Source organism: Lysinibacillus telephonicus, assembly GCF_003966145.1.
Classification (GTDB): domain Bacteria; phylum Bacillota; class Bacilli; order Bacillales_A; family Planococcaceae; genus Ureibacillus; species Ureibacillus telephonicus.
This window is the reverse complement of record NZ_RXNR01000060.1, coordinates 1-22,782: the sequence shown is the minus strand read 5'-3', so window position 1 is coordinate 22,782 and position 22,782 is coordinate 1. Positions and strand designations below refer to the sequence as shown.

Here is a 22,782-nt window from a genome sequence, read left to right as displayed (position 1 = left end):
TCATTTGCACGTATCACCTTTCATTGCTTGTTTCTCGACAATTCAAGTATATAGAAATCGGTGATTACGTGCTTTTTTATTTATGAAATTTTTTCAAACCCCAACAAATATTATAGAGCCCTAAATATAAACAATTACCCCCACTTTATAAGATTTCCGATTTTGCTCATTATCTTAAAGTGGGGGTCTTTCATGTTCATAAAAATAAAACTAGTTTGTTAAAATTACACCTTCTCCAAGGGAATCAACTTTTTGTTTTAGTAAATAGTATTGATATTTTGCACTATTGTAAGTTAATTCCGCTTGCTTTACTGCTAGACTGGAAGATTCATAATCTTTTTTTGATAATAAGCCCAAATCATAGTAAAGCTGTGTATCGGCAATATCTTCTTTTGCATATGTTAACTCTTTTTCAGCGTCTTTAACCGCTTTATACTGAGATTCAACTTGTGCAAACATAGCATTTATCGCATTCTCTAATTCTACTTCTAAAGATTCAATGTTTAATTTTGCAACTTCAATATCTATTTCTGCTTTATCTTCTTGCTCATCAGTTGGGTCATCAAGATCTTCTACATAGTCAAAATTGTCTTCAGCTATTCTTAACTGTGTTCTTGCATTGACCATATTATAGCTGTTATAAATTAATTCCTCTGTAGGTTTTTCCTGTTGCAACAATGTAACTTCGCCTAATTCAGGTGTGACGATTTGATAGTCATCGTTATAAGCGATACCAATTGTTAATGCGAAAGAAGCTTTATCATTTTTTAATTGCTTTTCCGCAAGGGCGATATCTTCTTCTATTTTTGTTAAATCGCGAGTAGCATCTTCATATTCGTCTTCAGATATTAGCCCAAGGTCGTAGCGGATTTTTGCATTATTCGTTTCCGCTTGTTGATTTTCAAGATTCGCTTTCATTAAATCTAATTGCTCCTGCGACATTAGTAGCCCAAAAAATGTCGAGGCAATTGATAATTTAATTCCTTCACGCATTTGAATTCTACTGTTAAATGTAGTTGTAATATTAAGATCTAATTGATCTAGTTGTGCATCAAGTGATTCTAGGGTTTGTGTTAATGAATAAATTTGTTCTCTAACAATTGCTAATTTTTCTGCTGTACTTTGTTCTAGCACTTTATATTCACTTAAAAAATCCTCGATATTTACTAATAATGTTTCCAGTGTTGCAGCAGGGTCACCTGCATTTTCTGAATCATTAATAATAGCATCTATTTCTTCAATATTTAAGCTTCTTAGTAAATTTACTAAACTATTAATTTTCTTATCAAAATTATCAATTGTTGCAGAATCTCCTGATGTTGCTTTTTCTTTTTCAAGTTGTTGCTCTAAATCTTTATATTGATCTTGAAGGGCATCGAGGTTATCCTCTACATCATCATAACTCTCATCTGCTGCATCCTCTGAAATTCTAAGGCTTTCCAACGTATACTCTAATTCCATTAGTGAAAAGTCACTATTTAAACCATACATCATGGCATCCTCTAAAGTTAGAGAATCTACATGAACTCTCTCTGTTATTTCTTCACTTTCATCTTCATTATCTTCAGCGGCCAATACTTCTATTGGTGCTGTATTTAAAAGGGCAGATGAAAAGGAACCGATTGCAAGCATCGAAACCAATCCGAAAGTCATACTCTTCTTCATTTTCCTCTTTACTCCTCACTATCAATTTTGAGAAAATACCGGCAAATTTTTCATCACAAAGTATTCGGCGTTCTTTAAAAACTATTTTAAAGAAGCATTTTTCAACAATGGGATATACTATAATTCTTCTTTTTTACTATACAAACAGAAATTGGACAGTCCTCCACTCCATTCATATTATTCAACAAAATTCATTTTATACCATTAGTCCATTTAACACAATTATTCTTCTCAATTTTTTTAAAATATTGTAATGTAAGGGCTTTTATTTTAGACTATTGGTATAAAACGAATATTCAACAACAAAAAGGTGACGTAATGAATAAAAGGAAAAGACAAATTATCCTTGCTGCCCGGAAACTTTTTATTAAAAAAGGGTTTACAGATACTTCCATCATGGATATTATTTCGGAAGCAAATGTTTCAAAGGGAACATTCTACAATCACTTTTCTTCTAAAAACGCTTGTTTGATAGCCATATTAGAAGAAACAAGAGAAGAAACGATTAATGAACGTTATAAAATTGGTATAAACAAAGATCCCTCAGATGTTAATGTATTAGTTAATCAAATTTCTCAATTATTGCATATTAGTCGTAAGCGCAACTTAATGGAGATTTTTTCATCTATTTTTGGCAATGCCGATAAGGAAATAATAGATGTTCTCGAGAAACATTTTATGCTTGAAGTAGAATGGTTAGCAAAGCGACTTGTTGAAATTTACGGTGAGAAAATTAAAGATATTTCATATGAATGTGCTACACAAGTATTTGGTATGATTCAGTTTACAATTCGAATACTAATGATATCTAATAAGCAGCAATGGATTTCACCTGAATCTGTTGTAAAAGTCGTGCTTGGCCATAACGATGCAATTATCCATCGTTTACTTGAAACGAAGGAAATAGTTATTACACCTAATATTTTCAATTCATACCAAGATGACATAGATGAGAAAGTTATTTCAAAAGTTACCATAATTGAACAGCTACAATTATTTAACGAAAAACTAACTGAAAAAGATTCAGAAAATAGTGTAGAACTTGCTAATTTTTTATTAGAGGAATTGCAAAGGCCTGATGAGAGATTGCATGTATTAGAATCGATTTTTTATTTCTTTAGTAAATCCTTTGAAAACACTCCACACAGGGAAGAAGTAAATGAAATCTCAATTTCATTTTGGGAATATTTGGAGCGCAAAAAGAGCAACCATTAGATTTTTAGATCACCTTATAGAAGTATGAAAAAGGCATATTCCTGTAGCCGAATCTAGTTTAAGTACAAGAATTGGTGTATATTGACTCTGGGCATTCAGACAATGTCAGCACAATATACCCATGTACAATGGAAGTAATCAGAAGCACTGTTTACGCTATTGAGGGTGGAACGCAAATCACTTCGATAGTAGGAGCGAGCGATTTGTTCTAGGTATCATAAAAAGTTTTATACTTTCGTAATAAAAATACACCTTTCAACAGATGGTACTTTGCCCCCTGTTAAAAGGTGTTTTGTTTTACATTAGTTACTTAGAATCTTCCAACTCTTCTTCTGCGTCTGAAATCGCTTTTTCTAATTCTTCTATTTCATCGATTAAAGCATCCATATCAATCTTTTCTAATCTATCTAGAGCTTTTTGTGCATCTTTTATGACTTTTTCCAGTTTTTCGCGAGCATCGTAAATATCGCCTTTATCTTCCTCATCTAGTGCATCATCCAGCGCATCAATCGCATCATCTAATAAATCTTTAAAATAGTCAATTTGGTCCTCAGCTTTTTTCTCTAGCAAATCTCCTACTTCATCAAACAGATCTTTTGCCTCTTCAATAGCTTCTTCTAATTCTTTTTCTTCATCCTCCAAAACATCTACTGTAGAATCTTCATACATTTCAAATGTCTTCTCTGCTTCTTCTATTGCAGTTTCCAAGGCTTTATATGCATCTTGTAATAGATTAAGCGAATTTTCTTTTATAGCTCTTTCTGCATCTTCTCGCGCATCTTCAAGTGCTTCTAAAGCATCATCTATTTCTTCTTCGTATAATTCCTTATCAAATGTATTTGCATACGCCTTATCAACATCGTTTTTTGCTTTACGAATGGCATTTTCTAATACACTTTGCAATAAATTCAATTCTTTAAGATTTACTTTACGGATTTTTTCGAGAGTAGCTTCCCCCTTAATAATTGCATCATCAAGGTCGCTTAAAACCTTCAGTAAATCCTTTTCTGCTTCTTCAATCTCTTCTTCATCATCTTCTTCTTTAGCCTCTTCAAGTTCATCTAATGCTTTCTCTACTTTCTTCTGTGCCGATTTTATATCATCCGCTGCATTGTCTAACTCACGTTCATATTCTTTTAGTTTGGCTTCGTCTACTTCTTCTTTCCCGCCAGTCTCTTCTTCATCTATAACGTCATTATCCCCGTCATTTTCTTCAACCGGCTCTTCAACAGTGTCTGGCACCTCAGTATTGTCCCAGCCCTGCCATGTATCCCAAATATCATCAATTGAATCGCTTCGCTTATAATCAATCGTACGTTTAATGAAAGCGGCTAAATGTGCACGACCAACATAGTCTTGTGGATTATACTTGCTTTCATTAGTAGTAATCCCTAGAGCACCTAGTTTACCGGAGAATTCATAGAACCAATCTTTTTCATTTACATCATCAAAAGTTTTTAATTGACTAGAATTAAGATCAAACGCTATAACTAAAATTTTCGCCATTTGTGCGCGTGTTAAAGAATCGCCTGGATTGAAATATTCCCCTGAAGAGAAGACTCCTTTTTCTGTTAAAGCGGCAATTGCAGGATAGTGTGAGCTTGTTGTTGGTACATCCTTAAAGCCCGGATTGCTTACATTTGTTAAATCTAGATTAAGTGCTTTTGCTATAATGGACGCTGTTTGTGCTCTTGTAATATTTTGATCCGGCTTAAATGTTTGATCTTCAAACCCACCGATAATGTTAAACTCCGATAATTTTTGAACAGATTCAGCATACCAAGCATTGTCTTCTACATCAGAAAACATCTTTTTTTCGGCAAAGGTTTGCGTTGCGCCAAAAACAAGTAACCCAGCAGTTAAAACTGCACCAACACTCTTTTTATATTTCACATCGTTTCCCCCTAGGTATGTATTTAAATCTCTTACTTTATTAATATTTTAGTTGAAACAAAGTGAAAATGAAAATAATATATGGGATTATTAGAAATTTGTTCCACACCCAACTTCTACACTCTTGCTGAAGTAGATTATTTTAATTTCCTATTATTATTTAGTTTGAAAATTCATATATTCCTTTAATGACTACTAAAAGAGGGGGCTACACATTGCTTATTCATGTTGTACAACGGGGAGAGACACTATGGCAAATTGCAAACCGATACAACGTTACTATAGCTGCGATACAACAAATTAATCAGCTGCCAAATCTAAACCAAGTGCTGATAGGTCAATCAATCGTAATTCCTGTTGCAGGAACAACACATATTGTTAAATATGGTGAAACATTATGGTCAATTGCTCAAACATACGACGTCCCCGTTAACAGCATTTTACAAGCTAATCAAATCACTAATCCAAACCTTCTTTATCCTGGTGTTTCGTTATATATTCCACCTCGACTCCATACTGTTCAACCCGGTCAAACTATATGGCAAATTGCAAATTTTTACGGCACTTCAGTACAATCTATCCTGACTGAAAATCAAATTCAAAACCCAAGCCTTGTATATGTAGGTGCACAATTAATTATTCCAAGGCGCAAACCAATTATTGAAGTAAATGCTTATACTTATCAAAAAGACGAAGAAGCAGCTGCATCCATAAATACAATTGGTCATCTCCTTACGTATTTAATTCCTTTTGCATATATGATTAAAGAGGACGGGACTTTAGAGCCGTTTGCAGATGAATTAATGCTTTCTGCTGCACAATCTAATAATATCGTTCCTTTATTATCCATAACGAACCTATCTACAACTTCAACAGGTACAAACTTAGCGCATGTTGTTTTATCCAATCCAAGTATACGAGAAACGCTGATTACAAATATTCTTCAACTGATGGAAAACAAAGGATACAAAGGATTGAATATTGATTTTGAATATGTTTTGCCAGAGGATCGTGAAAATTATAATCAATTTCTTCAATTAGCCGTAGATCGACTTCATCCAAGAGGATATATTGTTTCTACCGCCGTCGCCCCAAAGACCAGTGGGGAGCAAGAGGGTATTTTGTATACTGCTCATGACTACGAAGCACACGGAAGGATAGCAGATTTCGTTATACTAATGACCTACGAATGGGGCTGGAGGGGGGGAACTCCACAAGCAATTTCACCTATTAATCAAATGCGCAGTGTTGTAGAATATGCACTTTCAGTAATGCCCGCAAACAAAATTTATTTAGGTTTTCAAATTTATGCACGGGATTGGAAAATTCCTCATGTGGAAGGTGCAATTGCAGAAACCTTTAGCCCTCAAGGAGCAATATATCGAGCCAATAAATATAATGCAGCTATTCAATACGACAGCACTGCTCAATCACCTTTTTTCCGTTATACAGATGAGCAAGGGCAAGAACATGAAGTCTGGTTTGAAGACGCAAGAAGCGCCCAGGCAAAGTTTGATTTAGTTAAACAATATAACTTACGCGGTATTAGTTACTGGGCTCTAGGATTTCCTTTTCCGCAAAACTGGGCTTTACTTAATGACAATTTTGATATTCAAAAGCTAATGTAATAACAGCTATAAAGAGTATTATTAAGCTTCAGCATCTTCACTTTGGGAGGAACAAAATGGACATTTTCGTCAGACCCGGTGTTTCTTTTTGGTACTTAAGTCAAGTTTTTTCAATACCTCTACGATTAATTCTCGATTCCAATCGAGAAACAAATTCACAAGCTCTATCAATCGGCCAGCGTATACGCATTCCTGGATATGTTTCGGTCAATTATCAAATTCAATACGGAGACTCTTTATGGTTAATTGCACAAAGAAATAACCTGTCTCTTGATATGCTATTTCTATCCAACATTGACTTAAATCCAAATCAATTACAAGTAGGACAAACGATTAGGGTTCCTAGAAGAGTAACATGGAGCTTAGTAAATGGAAAACAAAATTATGATTACAACACAATGATGAATGATTTGCAGACACTTGTTGCTGTATATCCTTTTATACAAATGTCGAATATAGGAACTTCCGTATTGGGGCTGAATCTTCCAGAAGTTTTAATTGGAAATGGCTCAAAACGGGTTCATTATAATGCCTCCTTCCATGCAAATGAATGGATTACTACACCCGTCCTAATGACATTCTTAAATGATTATTTATTATCACTTACAAATCAAAATTCAATTCGTGGAATATCAACACTGCCTCTTTATCTACAAACTATGCTTTCAATTGTCCCAATGGTCAATCCAGACGGGGTAAACCTTGTTATAAACGGCATCCCTGAAAATGCATCATGGGGTGAGCAAGTCATTGAGTGGAATGATGGTAGTACTGATTTTTCGAATTGGAAGGCAAATATTAATGGGGTAGACTTAAATGATCAATTCCCTGCACGATGGGAAGCAGAAAGAGAAAGAAATCCAAAAACTCCTGGACCAAGGGATTACGGAGGAGAAGCACCTTTAACTCAACCAGAGGCAATCGCAATGGCGGATTTAACAAGAAGGCGGGATTTTTCCAGAATTCTTGCCTTTCACACTCAGGGAGAAGTAATTTACTGGGGATTTGAAAATCTTGAACCCCCAGAAGCAGAAGTAATAGTTAATGAGTTTAGTAGAGTAAGTGGGTATGAAGCAGTAAAAACTATTGAAAGTTATGCGGGCTATAAGGATTGGTTTATACAAGAGTGGCGTAGACCCGGCTATACAGTTGAGCTAGGGACAGGTGAAAATCCACTTCCATTAAGTCAATTTGATGAAATCTATCAAGAAACATTAGGTATTTTCCTAGCAGGCTTATATATGTAGTGAATATTTTCTTAAAGGTGACTTTTTCAATTAAGTCACCCTTTTTCTCTTGTAATATCTATTACTTTAAAAGGGAAATTCCATTTTAAATAGAATTGAACTATTAGATGATATTCAAAAAGGGAGTGGTTAGATATGATCCAATTAAGTGAAATAAGACAGCATTTTCCAGCATTAAATCGGACGGAAAACGGTTTACCTGTTGCTTACTTTGATGGCCCTGGTGGTTCACAAGTTGCTCAACCAGTTATTGATGCAATTGTTGCTTATATGACAAATGGCGGATCCAACTTACATGGGGAATTTGCAACGAGCAAGGAAACCGAACAGTGTATAGATAGAGCACGTCAAGCAATTGCAGATTTAGTTGGTGCAAAGCCAACTGAAGTTGCTTTTGGTCAAAACTCAACGTCTCTAATGTTTGCAGTTGCAAGAGCATTATCTAGAACATGGACGAATGAGGATAATATCGTTCTTTCTGAAATTGACCACCGTTCAAATGTTGATTCATGGATAACAGCTGCCCAAGATAAAAATACTAATGTACGTTTTATTCCAGTAGATACGAATACATTATCGCTAGATATTTCAGAACTTTCAGAACTGATTGATTCCAATACTAAAATTGTTGCAGTATCTCTTGCTTCTAATGTGATTGGAACGATTACAGATGTTGCACCAATAGTAAAACGTGCTAGAGAAGTCGGGGCAATTGTTATTGTTGACGCAGTCCATGCTGTTCCCCATTTTGCAGTCGACTTTCATACACTAGATGTCGATATTCTATTTTGTTCAACCTATAAATTTTTCGGCCCACATTTAGGCGTCGCTGTAATTAAAGAAGCATTGTTCGATTCATTAAACGTTTATAAACTAAAACCAGCTCCAAGTTACTTTCCTGATAAACTAGAAACTGGCACACAAAATCATGAAAGCATTGCATCCCTTGAATCCCTTGTGGAGTTTATTGCAAGCTTTGGCAATGGCAATAATCGACGCGAAAAAATAGTCAGTGCATATGAAGTAATTGAAAAGCATGAAAAAGTACTTGATCAAAGACTGCGTGGCGCTCTTGCAGAAATTCCTGAAGTGACACTATATCAATCGCCTTATGCAAAAACACCAACTATCGCGTTTAGAATTGAAAAAATTGATCCAATATCATTTTGTCAGCAAATGGCGAGCCGATACTCGATTTATATTGCTAGCGGTGATTTTTATGCTACTACACTTTGCGATAAATTAGGCATCACAGAAAAAGGTGGCTTTATCCGCGCAGGATTGGCACCATATAATACAGAACAAGAGATTGACCGCCTGATTTCTGCAACTCAAGCAATTATAGAGGCAGCTCAAATTACAAAATAGTTGGAAGGGAAAGTGGCTTTCCCAGAAGTATGTATCACAATTTTTTTGGGGCAGTTTTCCTTATTTTTATACTTAAACCTTGATCTGAAGCTTCGCTTTCGATACAGAAAGAGGACGTCTCATACCCTTATGAGACGTCCTCTTTTTTTGAACTATTAATCACCAATTTAAAGTAATTGAATACACTAAAAAGAATGCAATTTACTAAAAACAAATTCTACTGATTATGAGAAGCTTTTATCAGTAGAGGAATGGAGACCCATGAAAAAACTTTTACTTTTTCTGGCTTTTGCTACTTTTGTTTTTTTAGTTGGTTGTAGTAATTCAAATTCCCAAGAAGATATTGAAAAACAGGCTGTTGAAGAACCAAGCAAAACAGAAAACCCCAAAAATACTGATGAAGCATCAAATACTGAACAATCGGAAGATACTGAGCCTACTAGTTCCACCTCATCTTCTAATAGTGAAGAATTATCACAAGCATTTACAGAGTATATGAACGAAATAGTATTACTTGCACCTGAAGAAGAAAGAATAATTGGACTTTACGACAGTGTAACAGGTGTAAATTATGTAAATGATGAAATGATATACAATACACTTTTGAATGACGTGATACCTAGTTATAGACAATTTATCATCGATTTGGAAGCAATTATGCCAAAAAATCAAGAAATTAGAGAGCTTCACGAAATGTATATCGAAGCTGCAAACATACAATATAATTCATTTACTTTAATGATATCCGCATTAGAAGAGCAAAATGTCGATACTATAACTGAAGCAAATCAAGGATTAGACGAAGCTAGACGAATTCTAAGAGATTGGTTATATGGTATTGAAGATTTATCCCAAAAAACAGGTGTAAGTCTAGAATAAATCTTAATTCATTATTCAATGGGGCAAAACAGAAAAAGAATTTTCTGATTGCCCCTTATTTTATAACATAGCTCCTACAGTCATGTAGCCATCATTACATAAAAGGTATCTCCTTAAAATACTTTTCAGGGTTTATGATTAAAAAATCATGACAATGCCATATTAAGAAATGAACTGAAATGAAAGGAGACTACCTTATGGGCAGAGATGATAGTAAAGGAAAAAGTAATAATCGAGGTTCATTACCTCAAACCCCAAAAAGCCAAAAAATCGCACCAAATAGAATGAAGGAAGAGATGGCAGAAGAAATAGAAGAACTTCATCTTTTGGTTGAAAAAGCGAAAAATAATACGAATGCTAATAAATAGGAGGTCATCATTTTGGAATTTCAACGTGCACAGGAAATTATAGATTCACCAAAAGAATATGAAGTTAGCTACAATGGTGTATCAATTTGGATAGACAAGCTGCATGACGATGGAAAAACAGCAACCGTTCACTTAAGACGTTCATTAGAGGAACGTTCTGAAGTTGATGTTTCCGAATTAAAAGAAGAATATCTAGTGCAATAATTAATGAGGGCTGTCAGAAAGTAAAATTCGGACAGCCCTATATTTCTTTGAACGATGCTCCCACATGCTTATTGATAAACTTAATTTCATAGCATAGGATTTTCTCCGTTTTCTATATAATTGATTAACATCCTTTTAGTTGTTTTTTACTTTAAAATGCATTAGACAATTAATGCCTACGAATTACAAGGAGCCGTTCTCAGGTAACTTTTGAACGGCTCCTCATTCTCAATGTTTTGAACAGCTGCCAATATGCACTAAAAATCGAACTCTTTAAACGAATTTCAATTTATAAAACGTGCTCTTTTTTAGGTCTGAACGTTTTACAGCATGTATCTGCAGAATGACCTGCTTCCTCCGAAATCGATTCAAAGTCAAGATCAGTAGCAAACTCTGTATTTTTGTTTTTTGAATGATAATCCATATCGATTTGGATCTTTTCAGCCCCACAAAGGTTCCCCTTTTTATGGAAAAAACAGTTCGTTACAGCACAGTTTACTTCTACATTTGGCATAGCTATCCTCCTCATTGATCTGTTTTGAAAAATATAGAAAAGGAATTTTACTGCCTAATCCATATTTCCTCAAAGCTTATTTTGTCCATTTGAAATTTTTTTATCATGATAAAAGTTTGGCGAGGAATACTAGCTTTAATTAGAATAACGGCAGAATACATCATTAAAAAATGCTTACTTTTTGGTTGGCTAATTTATGTATTATCCAATAATTTATGCTTAAAAGTTCCTAATACTGTAGAAAAAATCTCCTCTAAGACTACAAGCAACTTTTTCGAAATCCCATTTTTTCTAATATCTTATTTCTAAAAACTTCTTATTTTGCCTCCATAACTGACCACTAAACTTTATGCAAAAGTGATACTTTTAAAAGTGCCAGACCTTCGTTATTCTTATCAGTAAATTTAAAAGTTAAGGATGGTTTATCACTATGCAAAAAACATACAGCGCTTCAAGTTCACGTACAAAAACTTTCGATTTAATTTTATCAGCTATGCTCATTGCACTCGTATTTGTTGCGACTGTCTTTTTGAATATAAAGCTGCCCATTACAGCAAATGGCGGATTAGTACATCTTGGAACTGCAATGCTATTTATATCCTCTATCCTTTTTGGACCTAAAAAGGGAGCCATTGCAGGTGCTATTGGTATGGGATTATTTGATTTAGTATCTGGTTGGACATTATGGGCACCATTCACTATTATTGCTCGTGGCTTACAAGGATATGTTGTTGGGAAAATTGCTTGGTCGAACGGACGCAACGGCAGAAGCATTAGTTTCAACATTATTGCTGCAATTGCCTCAGCACCTTTCATGTTAGCAGTCTATTACGTTTGTGAAGGTGTTTTATATAGGAACTGGATTGCACCAGCAGCTTCTATCCCTGGAAACATTGTTCAAAATGTTGTCGGAATCATTGTTGCGATTCCTGTCTGTGTTGTATTGAAAAAAGTTTCATTCTTTAAATAAAATTAACAGAAGGTGATGTCCAAAAATTTATTCTGGGGCATCACCTTTTGATTACAATAAACTGTATAGGGTCTGTTCAGAAAATTTTATTTTTCTGGAGAGGTCCTATTTTTTATAAGCTATCCATTACTTTAGATTTTCATTTAACACGTTATTTTCTAGAACCTCGAATTTATTGCCATATACTTTCGTAATATGATTTTCTCCCCAAGTACATAGGGAGTTTAAAATTCCCTCTAAACTCCAACCATATTCACTTAACTCATACTCAACTTTAGGAGGAACTTGATTATAAACAATACGATTAACTACACCATCTTCCTCCAATTCACGTAATTGTTGAGTCAGCATTTTTTGCGTAATATTTGGCATTAGACGTTTTAATTCGCTTGTCCGTTTTTTTCCATGTGTTAAGTGGCATAAAATTACGCATTTCCACTTCCCTCCAATTACCTCCAATGTTGCTTCTACCGAAATATTGTATTTTTTCTCCATTTATTAACCTCCCTACAGGTACCAAAAAGTAACTATATCACTTTTCGGTTTCTATATCACTTTAAAGTACGTACTTCCTTTCAATAACCTGTTATACCATAATAACATTTGCGAGATGCACTTTAACAAATTTTTTAAGTTTATTAATGATTTTAAGGAGGAAAACATAAATGCCTTTAGATAAAAAGCGAATCACATTCGCATTGCTTGCATTAGCAGTGAGTGCCTTTGCAATTGGTACTACCGAGTTTATAAGTGTCGGTCTATTGCCTCTCATTGCTGAAGATTTACAAATACCGGTTACTACAGCTGGTTTAACGGTTTCCTTATATGCTTTAGGTGTTACTTTTGGGGCGCCGATTTTGACCTCCCTTACTTCAAGGATGTCACGCAAATCATTATTGCTATACATTATGATTATTTTTATTTTAGGAAATAGTCTCGCTGCCGGAGCTACAAATATCGGGATTTTACTTGTGGCACGTGTGATCTCAGCCTTTTCACATGGTGTTTTCATGTCTATCGGTTCAACAATTGCAGCAGATTTAGTTCCAGAAAATCGCCGAGCTAGTGCCATAGCAATAATGTTTACTGGGCTTACAATAGCTACTGTTACTGGTGTTCCATTTGGTACATTTATTGGATTACATTTCGGATGGAGAATCGCCTTTATTGTTATTGTTTCAATTGGCGTTATCGCATTGATTGCGAATATGCTTCTCGTACCATCTCAATTAAGAAAAGGAACTCGCATAAAATTTAGCGATCAATTTAAATTAATTAAAAATGGCCGCCTATTACTTATTTTTATTATTACCGCATTAGGCTATGGAGGAACGTTTGTCGTCTTTACTTATCTGTCGCCTTTACTACAGAAAGTTACAGGATTTAATGAGGAAACTATTTCTGTGGTATTATTTGGATACGGTATTGCGATTGCAATAGGCAATACTTTAGGTGGAAAACTTTCTAATCGAAATCCAATTAAAGCATTATTTTATATGTTTATAGTTCAAGCCATTATTCTCTTTGTTCTTATGTTTACCGCACCATTTAAAATTGCGGGCTTAATTACAATTTTCTTTATGGGACTTCTGGCTTTCATGAATGTTCCCGGACTACAAGTTTATGTAGTTATGTTGGCAGAGCGTTATGTACCTACTGCGGTAGATGTAGCATCAGCTATTAATATTGCGGCATTTAACGCTGGAATTGCAATTGGTTCCTTCTTAGGCGGCATCGTTGCCGACTCTATTGGTCTTATTCATACTACATGGATAGGAGCCTTAATGGTTGCAGTTGCCGTTCTTCTAACTGGCTGGAGTCGATCCCTAGAAGCAAAGAGCAACGAAAATAACATCAGTGTTAGCAGCCTTTAGCTGTGTTTATGGCAAAAATCGCCACATCGCTATTTAGGCGGTCAATTAACTTCATATGAATCCTACAGCTGGAGTCTTGTCGAGAAAAGCCTTTTTTCGTAGGAGGAAGCACTTAGTGAATCTTGCTGCTGGACATTGCTAAAATATTCATATACTTTCTTATTTAGTAAAAGAGAGATTTTATGAAGTACAGCTCTTACAAATAAATAAGGTGGTGGTGCGCTAATTTATTTGCTGGAATGTTTCAATACTTTATAAAAAAACTGGAGGAATAAATAATGATTAAAAATTTACAAGACACAACTACTTTGTATAACAGCGTTAAAATGCCTTGGCTTGGTATTGGCGTTTTTAAAGTTGAAGAAGGGCCTGAGCTAGTTAATGCTGTCAAATATGCTATTAAGCACGGCTACCGCAGCATTGATACAGCGGCTATTTACCAAAATGAAGAAGGCGTTGGGCAAGCCATTAAAGAAGGGCTAGCAGAGACAGGACTTTCTAGAGAAGATTTATTTGTTACATCAAAAGTGTGGAATTCTGATTTAGGTTATGAATCAACTCTTGCAGCTTTTGAGACAAGCTTAAAGAAGCTTCAGCTTGATTACTTAGATTTGTATCTTATTCACTGGCCTGTTGAAGGAAAGTATAAAGATGCATGGCGTGCTTTAGAAACTCTTTATAAAGAAGGAAAAGTAAAGGCAATTGGAGTAAGTAATTTCCAGGTTCACCATCTTGAAGACTTAATGAAAGATGCAGAAATTAAGCCAATGGTTAACCAAGTAGAATTCCACCCGCTGTTAACTCAACAAGAAGTACGTGCTTACTGTAAAGCAAACGAAATTCAAGTAGAGGCTTGGTCTCCTCTTGCGCAAGGTCAATTATTGGATCATCCAGTTCTACAAGAAATCGCTAACCATTATAATAAAACAATTGCTCAAATTATATTACGCTGGGATTTACAAAACGGCGTTGTAACAATTCCAAAATCTACAAAAGAGCACAGAATTGTTGAAAACGCAGATGTCTTTAATTTTGAGCTATCAAATGAACATGTGGAGCAAATTAATCAATTAAATAAAAATCACCGTGTAGGTCCAGACCCTGACAACTTTGATTTTTAAGTTTTTTAAAAACAGACGCATCCAAATATTTAGGATGCGTCTGTTTTTGTTTAGTAATTAAAGGGTACTCTTCCTTACCTTAACTGTTCTGTTTCACGAATTAGCTCCTGCAATTCTAATGTAATATCATTTAACGATGTAATTAAAGTCGATAAAATTTCCACAGAGGCTAATTGTTCTTCTGATGAATGAACTACATTTTGTGTATTTGCTGAAGTCATTTCAGCAAAATAGGACATTTCATTTAGGGACAATGACACTTGTTTTGTTGCTGCTGAAACATCTGTTGATGATAAAGCAATCTGTTTAATTCGATTTGCAACACCATTGATTGATTCATAAATTCGGCCAAAGATTTCGCCAGTTTCTTTAACAACCTCTAATCCCGTTTTCGCCTCATTAATTACTTGATCCATTGATTTTGCTGAAGAGACTGTGTCTTCTTGAATAGACTTTATTATACTTGTAATTTTACTTGCGGAACCAACTGATTCCTCCGCTAATTTCCTAACTTCATCCGCTACAACAGCAAATCCCTTTCCATGCTCTCCAGCTCTTGCTGCTTCAATTGCAGCATTTAAAGCTAGCAAGTTTGTTTGAGAAGCAATGTCTGTAATAATTTTAACGATATCACCAATTTCTTCAGAACGATGATTCAGTTTTTTTACCATCTCTGAAGATGAGCTTACTTTTTCATTTATTAATTGCATCTGTTGAACAGTTTTATAAATCATTACATTTCCTTCATTTGCTTCATCTGCTGTAGCTATTGAAATTTCGGATAATTCCTTAGCTGTTTCGGTAATTTCATGAATCCCATGGTTGATTTCCTGAATTGCTGCAGAGCTGCCCTCCGTTTGCTGCCTCTGTATGTCGGCACCGCTAGATATCTCTCGAATATTTGCTGCCATCCCATTAATGGCTAATCTATTTAAATCATAATTTTCATTTAGCTGTACTGATGCATTTATTAGTTTTTCAGAGCTAATTGATAGTTTTTCGATTACTCCACTTAAAATTTGTTGTTTTTGTTGTTTTTGATCTAAATCCGCTAATAGCTTACTCTTTTGAATCGTTTGCCATGTGATGGCACCTGAAGTTCCTAGTAAAAATAAAGCGTGAATTATAAGCATTGAAAATGGGTATTCCAACTGTCCAAACACGTATTCACTTAAAAAGAAAAAACCTAATAAATGCTGGATAGTAAAGAGCAGAGTCATAACAATAATAAGATTTACTTTTTCATAATAACCAACTATAGCAACTACCATAAAAATTGAGAAATGATATTCTACCATTCCTTCTCCGCCAGCAATCATCGACATACTGCCAAATGTAATTGTCAATGTATTCAAAAGAGGTATTATTGAATGATCGTTATTTTTACGATAAAAGAAAAGCGTTGTGATGAGTAATAGTATAGGGATACTTAAAAAAATGTTAAGAACTAAATCTGATTGCTGAATGTGATGAATTGGATGTTCATCGATCCAATATAAAGAAACATTTAATACTCGATGAAGGAAGTGAACAATTATTGAGGCTATAAGAATTATTGAAGATAAAATAAGAATGATACGGTTTTTTGCACTTTCCAAACTAATAATCCCCCTTATGATTGCAATCGCCCCCGCTAAACCGTTGAAAAATCTACTCAAAAAGTGAGCAGCCAAAAACTTCATTAGATTTTTCGGCAACCCGGCTATCATAGTTTTTTCAAACCTTAGACCCGTGGCTTTGCGTCCCCATTTTTCAATGAGTTTGCCTTTTCAAATTAAGTTAAATTGTAAGCATTTTCTGGAAAATAACCTGATTAATGCAATTTTCTATTATGTTACCATTTTATTATAAGCAAGTCTATATATGGTAAAAATTTCACTCTTATCAATTTGAGATTTTCGTTAGAAAAGTATTAAAAACAAAACGCAAGAATGATATTAATTATCACATCCTTGCGCTTTTTGTAAGTCTTTTTTACTATTAACTTATTTTAAGGAAAATTATTAACTATAATTTATTATTCTGAGATTAGAGGTTTTCTATTAATTACACGAACTCGGTTATAAATTAGTGCACCGAACATTTGAATTACTGTCTTTACGATGATTTGGCCTAATATAGCCGCTGGAATAGCTTCCCATGGTAAAACATTTGCACCAATCGGACTTAAACCAATTACTACAAAAATTACAGAGTCGAGACATCCTCCAACAATCCCGCTATATAATACTCGCCAAGCAATCGGAAGTTTCAAACGTGTATAAATTTCTGTATCAGCCGTCTCGGAGATTACAAATGAAATTGCAGATGCCATCACAATCCAAACTGTATCCCCAAGTATGAATGAAACAATACCTGATAAAATTAATGCAATAAAAATAAATAAATAGGTCTTTGCTCTGCCATATTTATTTTGCACAAGATCTCTAAAAATAAAGGTTGATCCAATTAAAAGCGTCCCCATCGGAACGATAAACATCCCTAATTGTAAAGGTGCAAACGCTGCCGTTACAACATTAGCGATGATAATGGATAATAGGTAGAATATTATTCTCATGAATTTTCCCTTTCTTAATTTATATAGATTCAACTTGGTTTATCGATTATCGATTTTTTCTGGATTAAGGTCATGATTCATTAAACGATAATTAGCCATTTCTTCATATTTAGTACCTGGTTTTCCGTAGTTGCACCATGGGTCTATTGAAATTCCTCCACGTGGAGTAAATTTCCCCCAAACTTCTATATACCTTGGTTCAAGTAATTTGATTAAATCGTTCATAATGATATTCACACAATCCTCATGAAAATCACCATGATTCCTAAAGCTAAATAAATATAATTTTAGCGATTTACTCTCCACTATTTTTTTGTCCGGGATATATGAAATATAGATTGTCGCAAAATCAGGCTGATGTGTCAGTGGGCATAGACTTGTGAACTCAGGACAATTAAATTTAACGAAATAATCACGGTTTGAGTGAAGATTATCCACCGCCTCCAATACTTCGGGTGCATATTCGAATAAATATTTTGTTCCTTGATTTCCTAATAACGTTAAATCCTTTAAACCTTCTTCATGGCTTCTGCCAGACATAAAAAAACCTCCTTGTAAAATGTTTCCCAACACTTTTCAAGAGAGGCACCACTAATCATTCTATTAAAACTTATGTAAAAAACATAAAAAGCCACGTCCTTTATGGACATGGCATATTGTCATGTTTCCATAGTTTTTTATAGAGGGTATCAGCTATGAACCTCTCCCGTTATAGTCCGGGCATTCGTTTTCCTTCAATATAATATATAATACGGAGCTAACCGTCAATTAGAAATTATTAGTATCAACATCCCTGCATTTATTATAACTGTATATTTCTTAGTTATTTTTCCACTTCAGTTTATGTTAATTCTTCAGTATTCCTTAATTGTAAATTTATGTTCTTTCCTTATTAATATTTTCAAATATATTATTTATTACAATATTAATAATTCTAAATTACTTTGTGATATTATAAAATGACAAATAAAATTAGGCTATTATTGAAAACAAAAAGCACAGCAAAATTAACTTTTTTAGTTTTTCTAATTGTCATTTAATATGCGATGTATAAAGCGAAGCCTTAGCACAAATACCTAACTATATAATTGATTTTCAATTTTAAATTGACATTCAATAAAGCTCGTTTTATATTTAAAACATAATCGATACTGATAATCATTTTCAATAATATATTAATCTTTAATTTTGGAGGTATAAAATGATGGTTCGCCTCTTTACAGATGATTTAAGCATTAGCTACGGTGAACAGTTAATAGTAAAAAATCTTAGTGTTACTATTCCCGATAAAAAAATCACAACCATTATTGGTTCGAATGGTTGTGGAAAATCCACATTATTAAAAGCCATTACCCGGATTATCCCCCATCAGTCTGGATTAGTTCTATTAGATGGGAAAAATATTTCAAAGGAAAATACAAAATCCCTCGCTAAAAAGATGGCCATTCTTCCTCAAACTCCCGATAGTACTTCTGGTTTAACCGTTTCCGAGTTAGTATCCTACGGACGGTTTCCCTACCAAAATGGTTTTGGAAGATTAACCAAAAAAGATTATGAAGTAGTTGAATGGGCGCTTGAGGTTACAGGAACAGCCGATTATAAACATCGCCCTGTTGATGCCTTATCTGGCGGTCAAAGGCAGCGTGTGTGGATTGCTATGGCCCTTGCTCAAGAAACGGAAATTATTTTTCTAGATGAACCTACGACTTATTTAGATATGGCACACCAATTGGAGATTTTAGAATTATTACAAAAGTTAAATCATGAACAGGAACGCACAATTATTATGGTTTTACATGATTTAAACCAAGCAGCTCGTTTTGCAGATTATATCATCGCCCTAAAAGATGGTGAAATTGTGAAAGCGGGCACTTGCGAAGAAGTTATTACTCAGGATGTGCTTCGGCAAATTTTTGAAATCGATGCAGTAATTGGACAGGATCCCAGAACAAATAAACCGATGTGCATTACTTACAACTTATTAAAAGGAGAAAAACAACATGAAAAAACTCATATTCCCGTTTATGCTGCTTCTAGTTCTTCTTATTAGTGCTTGTGGACAAGAAGAAGCTAACGATAATAACAATACTTCAAAAGAACAAAACGAAGAATTTATTACGTACCAATCTGAAAATGGTCCAGTTGAAGTTCCTGCAAACCCGCAAAGAATTGTTTTACTTTCCGGTTTTGCCGGCAATGTATTGCAGTTAGGTGGCAATATCGTTGGTGTAGAAGAATGGTCTAAGAATAGTCCAGCACTTGCTGATAAATTAAAGGATGCTGAAGTCGTTACAGATGAAGATTTAGAAAAAATTATTGAATTAGAACCAGATTTAATCATTGGATTATCAACTATTAAAAATGTTGATAAATTAAGTCAAATTGCTCCTACAGTTACTTATACTTGGGGAAAAGTTGATTATTTAACGCAACACATTGAAATTGGCAAACTTTTAAATAAAGAAGAAGAAGCTAAAGCCTGGGTTGATGACTTTAAAGCACGTGCAGAAGCTGCCGGAGAAGAAATCAAAGCAAAAATAGGCGAGGATGCAACTGTATCTGTCATGGAAAGCTATGGAAAAGACCTTTATGTTTTCGGCGATAACTTTGCTCGTGGAACAGAAATCTTATATCAAGCAATGAAATTAAACATGCCTGATAAAGTAAAAGAAGTTGCATCAGAATCAGGCTACTATACATTATCAACGGAAGTGCTTCCTGAGTACGCTGGAGATTATATAATCCTAAGTAAATACTCTGATGCAGATACTTCTTTTCAAGAAACAGAAGCATATAAAAACATTCCTGCCGTTAAAAATAACCGCGTATTTGTAATGGACGGAGAAGGTGCATCCTTCAGTGACCCAATCACACTGGAGAAGCAATTAGAATTTTTAAAAACATCATTTTTAGGCAACTAACACTAGCTCTTTACGCTTTCAATCAGGTGCACATTGCACACTCGAGAGACTGAGTAGCTATACGTTAGAACATTTTAAAGGAGGCTGTCCCGGTATTTAGAATTAGACACTAATGGGATGGCCCCTTTTCCTATATTTTAGTAAAGGAAAAGACGAAAGACTCATGATGAAAAAAAATGGAACTTCTATATCATTCCTATACAAATTAATAGCAGGACTCATAATTTTTCTTTGCATGTTTGTAATATCGATGGTATTTGGAGCAGCAGATACGACAATTAAAGATGTATGGTTAGCTCTTACCTCTTCTACTTCTGGGGACAAAATTTCGATAATCCGTGAAATTCGTTTACCTCGTGAAGTAGCCGCTATATTTGTAGGAGCAGCTCTTGCAGTTTCCGGCGCCATTATGCAAGGAATAACACGAAACCCACTTGCTGATCCAGGATTATTAGGATTAACTGCAGGAGCGAATGCAGGATTGGCTATTACAATTGCCTTTATTCCATCTGCAAATTACTTTATTACTATGATTGCTTGTTTTATTGGAGCAGCGCTAGGAGCAATTATTGTGTTTGGCATAAGTGCTGCAAAAAAAGGAGGTTTCTCTCCTCTTCGTATCGTATTAGCAGGAGCAGCGGTTTCTGCATTTTTAACTGCAATCGCTGAAGGAATTGGCCTTTATTTTAAAATTTCAAAAGATGTTTCAATGTGGACAGCAGGAGGTTTAATTGGCACGACTTGGGGTCAACTCCAAATAATTGTCCCGTTTATTGTAATTGGAATCATCGTTTCTTGTTTCCTTGCAAGACAACTAACGATACTAAGCTTAAATGAAGAAGTAGCTATTGGATTAGGACAAAAAATAGCAACAATCAAAGCCATTTTATTTATTGCTATTATTGTCTTAGCAGGAGCGGCTGTCGCCTTAGTTGGAAATATGGCCTTTATTGGTCTTATGATCCCACATATAGTTCGTGTATTAGTTGGATCTGACTATCGTTTTATTTTGCCAATGTCAGCAATTATCGGTGCGAGTTTTATGTTGTTGGCAGATACGCTTGGCCGTACACTCCATTCACCATTTGAAACTCCGGTTGTGGCCATTGTAGCTTTGCTCGGTTTACCATTCTTCCTGGTCATAGTTCGTAAAGGAGGAAAAGCATTCACATGATACATCCGGCATTAATTAGAAAACAGCGCGTTATATTATTTATATCACTACTACTTATTTTGTTTACTATTTTTATCGGTATGGGGTTAGGGGCTTCATCCCTTTCCTATGATAGACTATTTCCGACTTTAATAGGCAATGGTACGTTTAAAGAGGAATTTGTTTTGTTTTCTATCCGATTGCCTCGAATTTTTATTACACTGTTAGCAGGTATGGCACTTGCTTTATCTGGTTCTATTTTGCAAGGAATTACAAGAAATGATTTAGCAGATCCAGGAATTATCGGGATTAACTCTGGTGCTGGTTTTGCAATTGCTATTTACTTTTTATTTTTCCCTATCGAAGTAGGCTCTTTTGTTTACTTGATTCCACTAGTTGGCTTTTTAGGGGCTATTCTTACAGCTTGTTTAATCTATTTGTTGGCTTATAACAAAACAAATGGACTGCAGCCTGTAAACTTAGTGCTTATTGGGGTTGGATTTTCTATTGCCTTATCTGGCGCTATGATTGTCCTTATTTCATCAGCTGACCGCACAAAGGTTGATTTTATTGCAAAATGGTTAAACGGCAATATTTGGGGTACTGATTGGCCTTTTGTTTTGGCTATACTGCCTTGGTTAATTATCTTAATTCCATTTACTTTGTATAAAGCTAATAGATTAAATCTTTTAGGATTAAGTGAGCCTGTGGCAATTGGAGTAGGGGTCTCCGTTGAAAAAGAACGAATTACTTTACTGGTAACAGCTGTTGCCTTAGCAGCTACTGCGGTTTCAGTCACAGGAGGAATAACTTTTATCGGGCTAATGGCGCCGCATATTGCAAAAGCTTTAGTAGGCCCTAGAAATCAACTATTTATACCAGTTGCCCTTTTGCTTGGGGGTTGGCTATTACTATTCGCAGATACGATAGGACGTAATGTGCTAGAACCAAGTGGAATACCAGCTGGGATTGTGGTCTCCCTAATCGGCGCACCATACTTTGTTTATTTGCTATTGAAGAAATAAATAGAGAATAAAACAAGAAAAGTAGCAATAGATTTTAATTATCTACTGCTACTTTTTTATATGGCTCTATAATATTTGTTGGGGTTTGAAAAAATTTCATAAATAAAAAAGCACGTAATCACCGATTTCTATATACTTGAATTGTCTAGAAACAAGCAATGAAAGGTGATACGTGCAAAT

At 34.8% G+C, this 22,782-nt stretch carries 21 protein-coding genes and 2 riboswitches; of the genes, 14 read left to right on the top strand and 7 right to left on the bottom strand.

What is annotated here, in order from left to right:
- Positions 1-210: 210 nt before the first annotated feature.
- Positions 211-1,665 (bottom strand): TolC family protein, encoded by a 1,455-nt coding sequence (locus EKG35_RS16230; protein WP_126295589.1) that lies wholly within the window; start codon positions 1,663-1,665, stop codon positions 211-213.
- Positions 1,666-1,983: 318 nt separating this feature from the next.
- Here EKG35_RS16230 and EKG35_RS16225 point away from each other — a divergent pair, with 318 nt between their 5' ends.
- The gene (locus EKG35_RS16225) at positions 1,984-2,880 is read left to right on the top strand and encodes a TetR/AcrR family transcriptional regulator (RefSeq protein WP_126295588.1); all 897 of its coding nucleotides are present in this window, start codon (positions 1,984-1,986) and stop codon (positions 2,878-2,880) included.
- Positions 2,881-3,186: 306 nt separating this feature from the next.
- Here EKG35_RS16225 and EKG35_RS16220 read toward each other — a convergent pair whose 3' ends face one another.
- The gene (locus tag EKG35_RS16220) at positions 3,187-4,773 is read right to left on the bottom strand and encodes an S-layer homology domain-containing protein (protein ID WP_126295587.1); all 1,587 of its coding nucleotides are present in this window, start codon (positions 4,771-4,773) and stop codon (positions 3,187-3,189) included.
- A gap of 215 nt (positions 4,774-4,988) precedes the next feature.
- Between EKG35_RS16220 and EKG35_RS16215 the strand changes: the two genes are divergently transcribed.
- The 6 genes from EKG35_RS16215 to EKG35_RS16195 all read left to right on the top strand — a co-directional run bounded on the left by EKG35_RS16215 (position 4,989) and on the right by EKG35_RS16195 (position 10,467).
- Positions 4,989-6,401, top strand: a complete 1,413-nt coding sequence (locus tag EKG35_RS16215) for a LysM peptidoglycan-binding domain-containing protein (RefSeq protein WP_126295586.1) — start codon at positions 4,989-4,991, stop codon at positions 6,399-6,401.
- Positions 6,402-6,457: 56 nt separating this feature from the next.
- Positions 6,458-7,648: a M14 family metallopeptidase gene (locus tag EKG35_RS16210; RefSeq protein WP_126295585.1), complete on the top strand. Its 1,191-nt coding sequence runs from the start codon at positions 6,458-6,460 to the stop codon at positions 7,646-7,648.
- 135 nt (positions 7,649-7,783) lie between these two features.
- Positions 7,784-9,016 (top strand): cysteine desulfurase-like protein, encoded by a 1,233-nt coding sequence (locus EKG35_RS16205; protein ID WP_126295584.1) that lies wholly within the window; start codon positions 7,784-7,786, stop codon positions 9,014-9,016.
- Positions 9,017-9,277: 261 nt separating this feature from the next.
- Positions 9,278-9,895 (top strand): hypothetical protein, encoded by a 618-nt coding sequence (locus EKG35_RS16200; RefSeq protein ID WP_126295583.1) that lies wholly within the window; start codon positions 9,278-9,280, stop codon positions 9,893-9,895.
- A gap of 197 nt (positions 9,896-10,092) precedes the next feature.
- A complete protein-coding gene (locus EKG35_RS21050) occupies positions 10,093-10,263 on the top strand; it encodes a hypothetical protein (RefSeq protein WP_185807790.1) in 171 nt (56 codons plus the stop codon).
- Positions 10,264-10,275: 12 nt separating this feature from the next.
- A complete protein-coding gene (locus tag EKG35_RS16195; RefSeq protein WP_126295582.1) occupies positions 10,276-10,467 on the top strand; it encodes an H-type small acid-soluble spore protein in 192 nt (63 codons plus the stop codon).
- Between the two features lie 289 nt (positions 10,468-10,756).
- Here the strand turns inward: EKG35_RS16195 and EKG35_RS16190 are convergent, their stop codons facing one another.
- Positions 10,757-10,981 (bottom strand): DUF1540 domain-containing protein, encoded by a 225-nt coding sequence (locus tag EKG35_RS16190; RefSeq protein WP_126295581.1) that lies wholly within the window; start codon positions 10,979-10,981, stop codon positions 10,757-10,759.
- Between the two features lie 430 nt (positions 10,982-11,411).
- Here EKG35_RS16190 and EKG35_RS16185 point away from each other — a divergent pair, with 430 nt between their 5' ends.
- Positions 11,412-11,951, top strand: coding sequence for an ECF transporter S component (locus EKG35_RS16185; RefSeq protein ID WP_126295580.1), 540 nt, complete (start codon positions 11,412-11,414; stop codon positions 11,949-11,951).
- 126 nt (positions 11,952-12,077) lie between these two features.
- Here the strand turns inward: EKG35_RS16185 and EKG35_RS16180 are convergent, their stop codons facing one another.
- Complete coding sequence (locus EKG35_RS16180; RefSeq protein ID WP_126295579.1) at positions 12,078-12,446, bottom strand: winged helix-turn-helix transcriptional regulator; 369 nt, start codon at positions 12,444-12,446, stop codon at positions 12,078-12,080.
- A 170-nt stretch (positions 12,447-12,616) separates the two neighbouring features.
- Here EKG35_RS16180 and EKG35_RS16175 point away from each other — a divergent pair, with 170 nt between their 5' ends.
- Both EKG35_RS16175 and EKG35_RS16170 read left to right on the top strand, forming a co-directional pair.
- The gene (locus tag EKG35_RS16175) at positions 12,617-13,825 is read left to right on the top strand and encodes an MFS transporter (RefSeq protein ID WP_126295578.1); all 1,209 of its coding nucleotides are present in this window, start codon (positions 12,617-12,619) and stop codon (positions 13,823-13,825) included.
- A gap of 278 nt (positions 13,826-14,103) precedes the next feature.
- The gene (locus EKG35_RS16170) at positions 14,104-14,946 is read left to right on the top strand and encodes an aldo/keto reductase (protein ID WP_126295577.1); all 843 of its coding nucleotides are present in this window, start codon (positions 14,104-14,106) and stop codon (positions 14,944-14,946) included.
- Between the two features lie 74 nt (positions 14,947-15,020).
- Here the strand turns inward: EKG35_RS16170 and EKG35_RS16165 are convergent, their stop codons facing one another.
- The 3 genes from EKG35_RS16165 to queF form a co-directional block, all read right to left on the bottom strand.
- Positions 15,021-16,544 carry a methyl-accepting chemotaxis protein gene (locus EKG35_RS16165; RefSeq protein ID WP_185807789.1) on the bottom strand — a complete coding sequence of 508 codons (1,524 nt, stop codon included), beginning with the start codon at positions 16,542-16,544 and terminating at the stop codon, positions 15,021-15,023.
- A gap of 91 nt (positions 16,545-16,635) precedes the next feature.
- Positions 16,636-16,722, bottom strand: a riboswitch (cyclic di-GMP riboswitch).
- 241 nt (positions 16,723-16,963) lie between these two features.
- The gene (locus EKG35_RS16160) at positions 16,964-17,503 is read right to left on the bottom strand and encodes a VUT family protein (RefSeq protein ID WP_126295575.1); all 540 of its coding nucleotides are present in this window, start codon (positions 17,501-17,503) and stop codon (positions 16,964-16,966) included.
- A gap of 39 nt (positions 17,504-17,542) precedes the next feature.
- Complete coding sequence (gene queF, locus EKG35_RS16155) at positions 17,543-18,043, bottom strand: preQ(1) synthase (RefSeq protein WP_126295574.1); 501 nt, start codon at positions 18,041-18,043, stop codon at positions 17,543-17,545.
- Positions 18,044-18,166: 123 nt separating this feature from the next.
- A riboswitch (PreQ1 riboswitch) is annotated at positions 18,167-18,213 on the bottom strand.
- A 494-nt stretch (positions 18,214-18,707) separates the two neighbouring features.
- Here queF and EKG35_RS16150 point away from each other — a divergent pair.
- From EKG35_RS16150 to EKG35_RS16135, 4 genes are all read left to right on the top strand, one after another.
- The gene (locus EKG35_RS16150; protein WP_126295590.1) at positions 18,708-19,553 is read left to right on the top strand and encodes an ABC transporter ATP-binding protein; all 846 of its coding nucleotides are present in this window, start codon (positions 18,708-18,710) and stop codon (positions 19,551-19,553) included.
- Entirely contained in the window at positions 19,504-20,424 is a 921-nt protein-coding gene (locus EKG35_RS16145; RefSeq protein ID WP_126295573.1) for an iron-hydroxamate ABC transporter substrate-binding protein, read from the top strand. The genes EKG35_RS16150 and EKG35_RS16145 overlap by 50 nt, the downstream gene beginning before the upstream one ends.
- 163 nt (positions 20,425-20,587) lie before the next feature.
- A complete protein-coding gene (locus EKG35_RS16140; RefSeq protein WP_126295572.1) occupies positions 20,588-21,598 on the top strand; it encodes a FecCD family ABC transporter permease in 1,011 nt (336 codons plus the stop codon).
- On the top strand, positions 21,595-22,602 hold the full coding sequence (locus EKG35_RS16135) for a FecCD family ABC transporter permease (protein WP_126295571.1): 1,008 nt from the start codon (positions 21,595-21,597) through the stop codon (positions 22,600-22,602). The genes EKG35_RS16140 and EKG35_RS16135 overlap by 4 nt, the downstream gene beginning before the upstream one ends.
- Positions 22,603-22,782 lie beyond the last annotated feature (180 nt).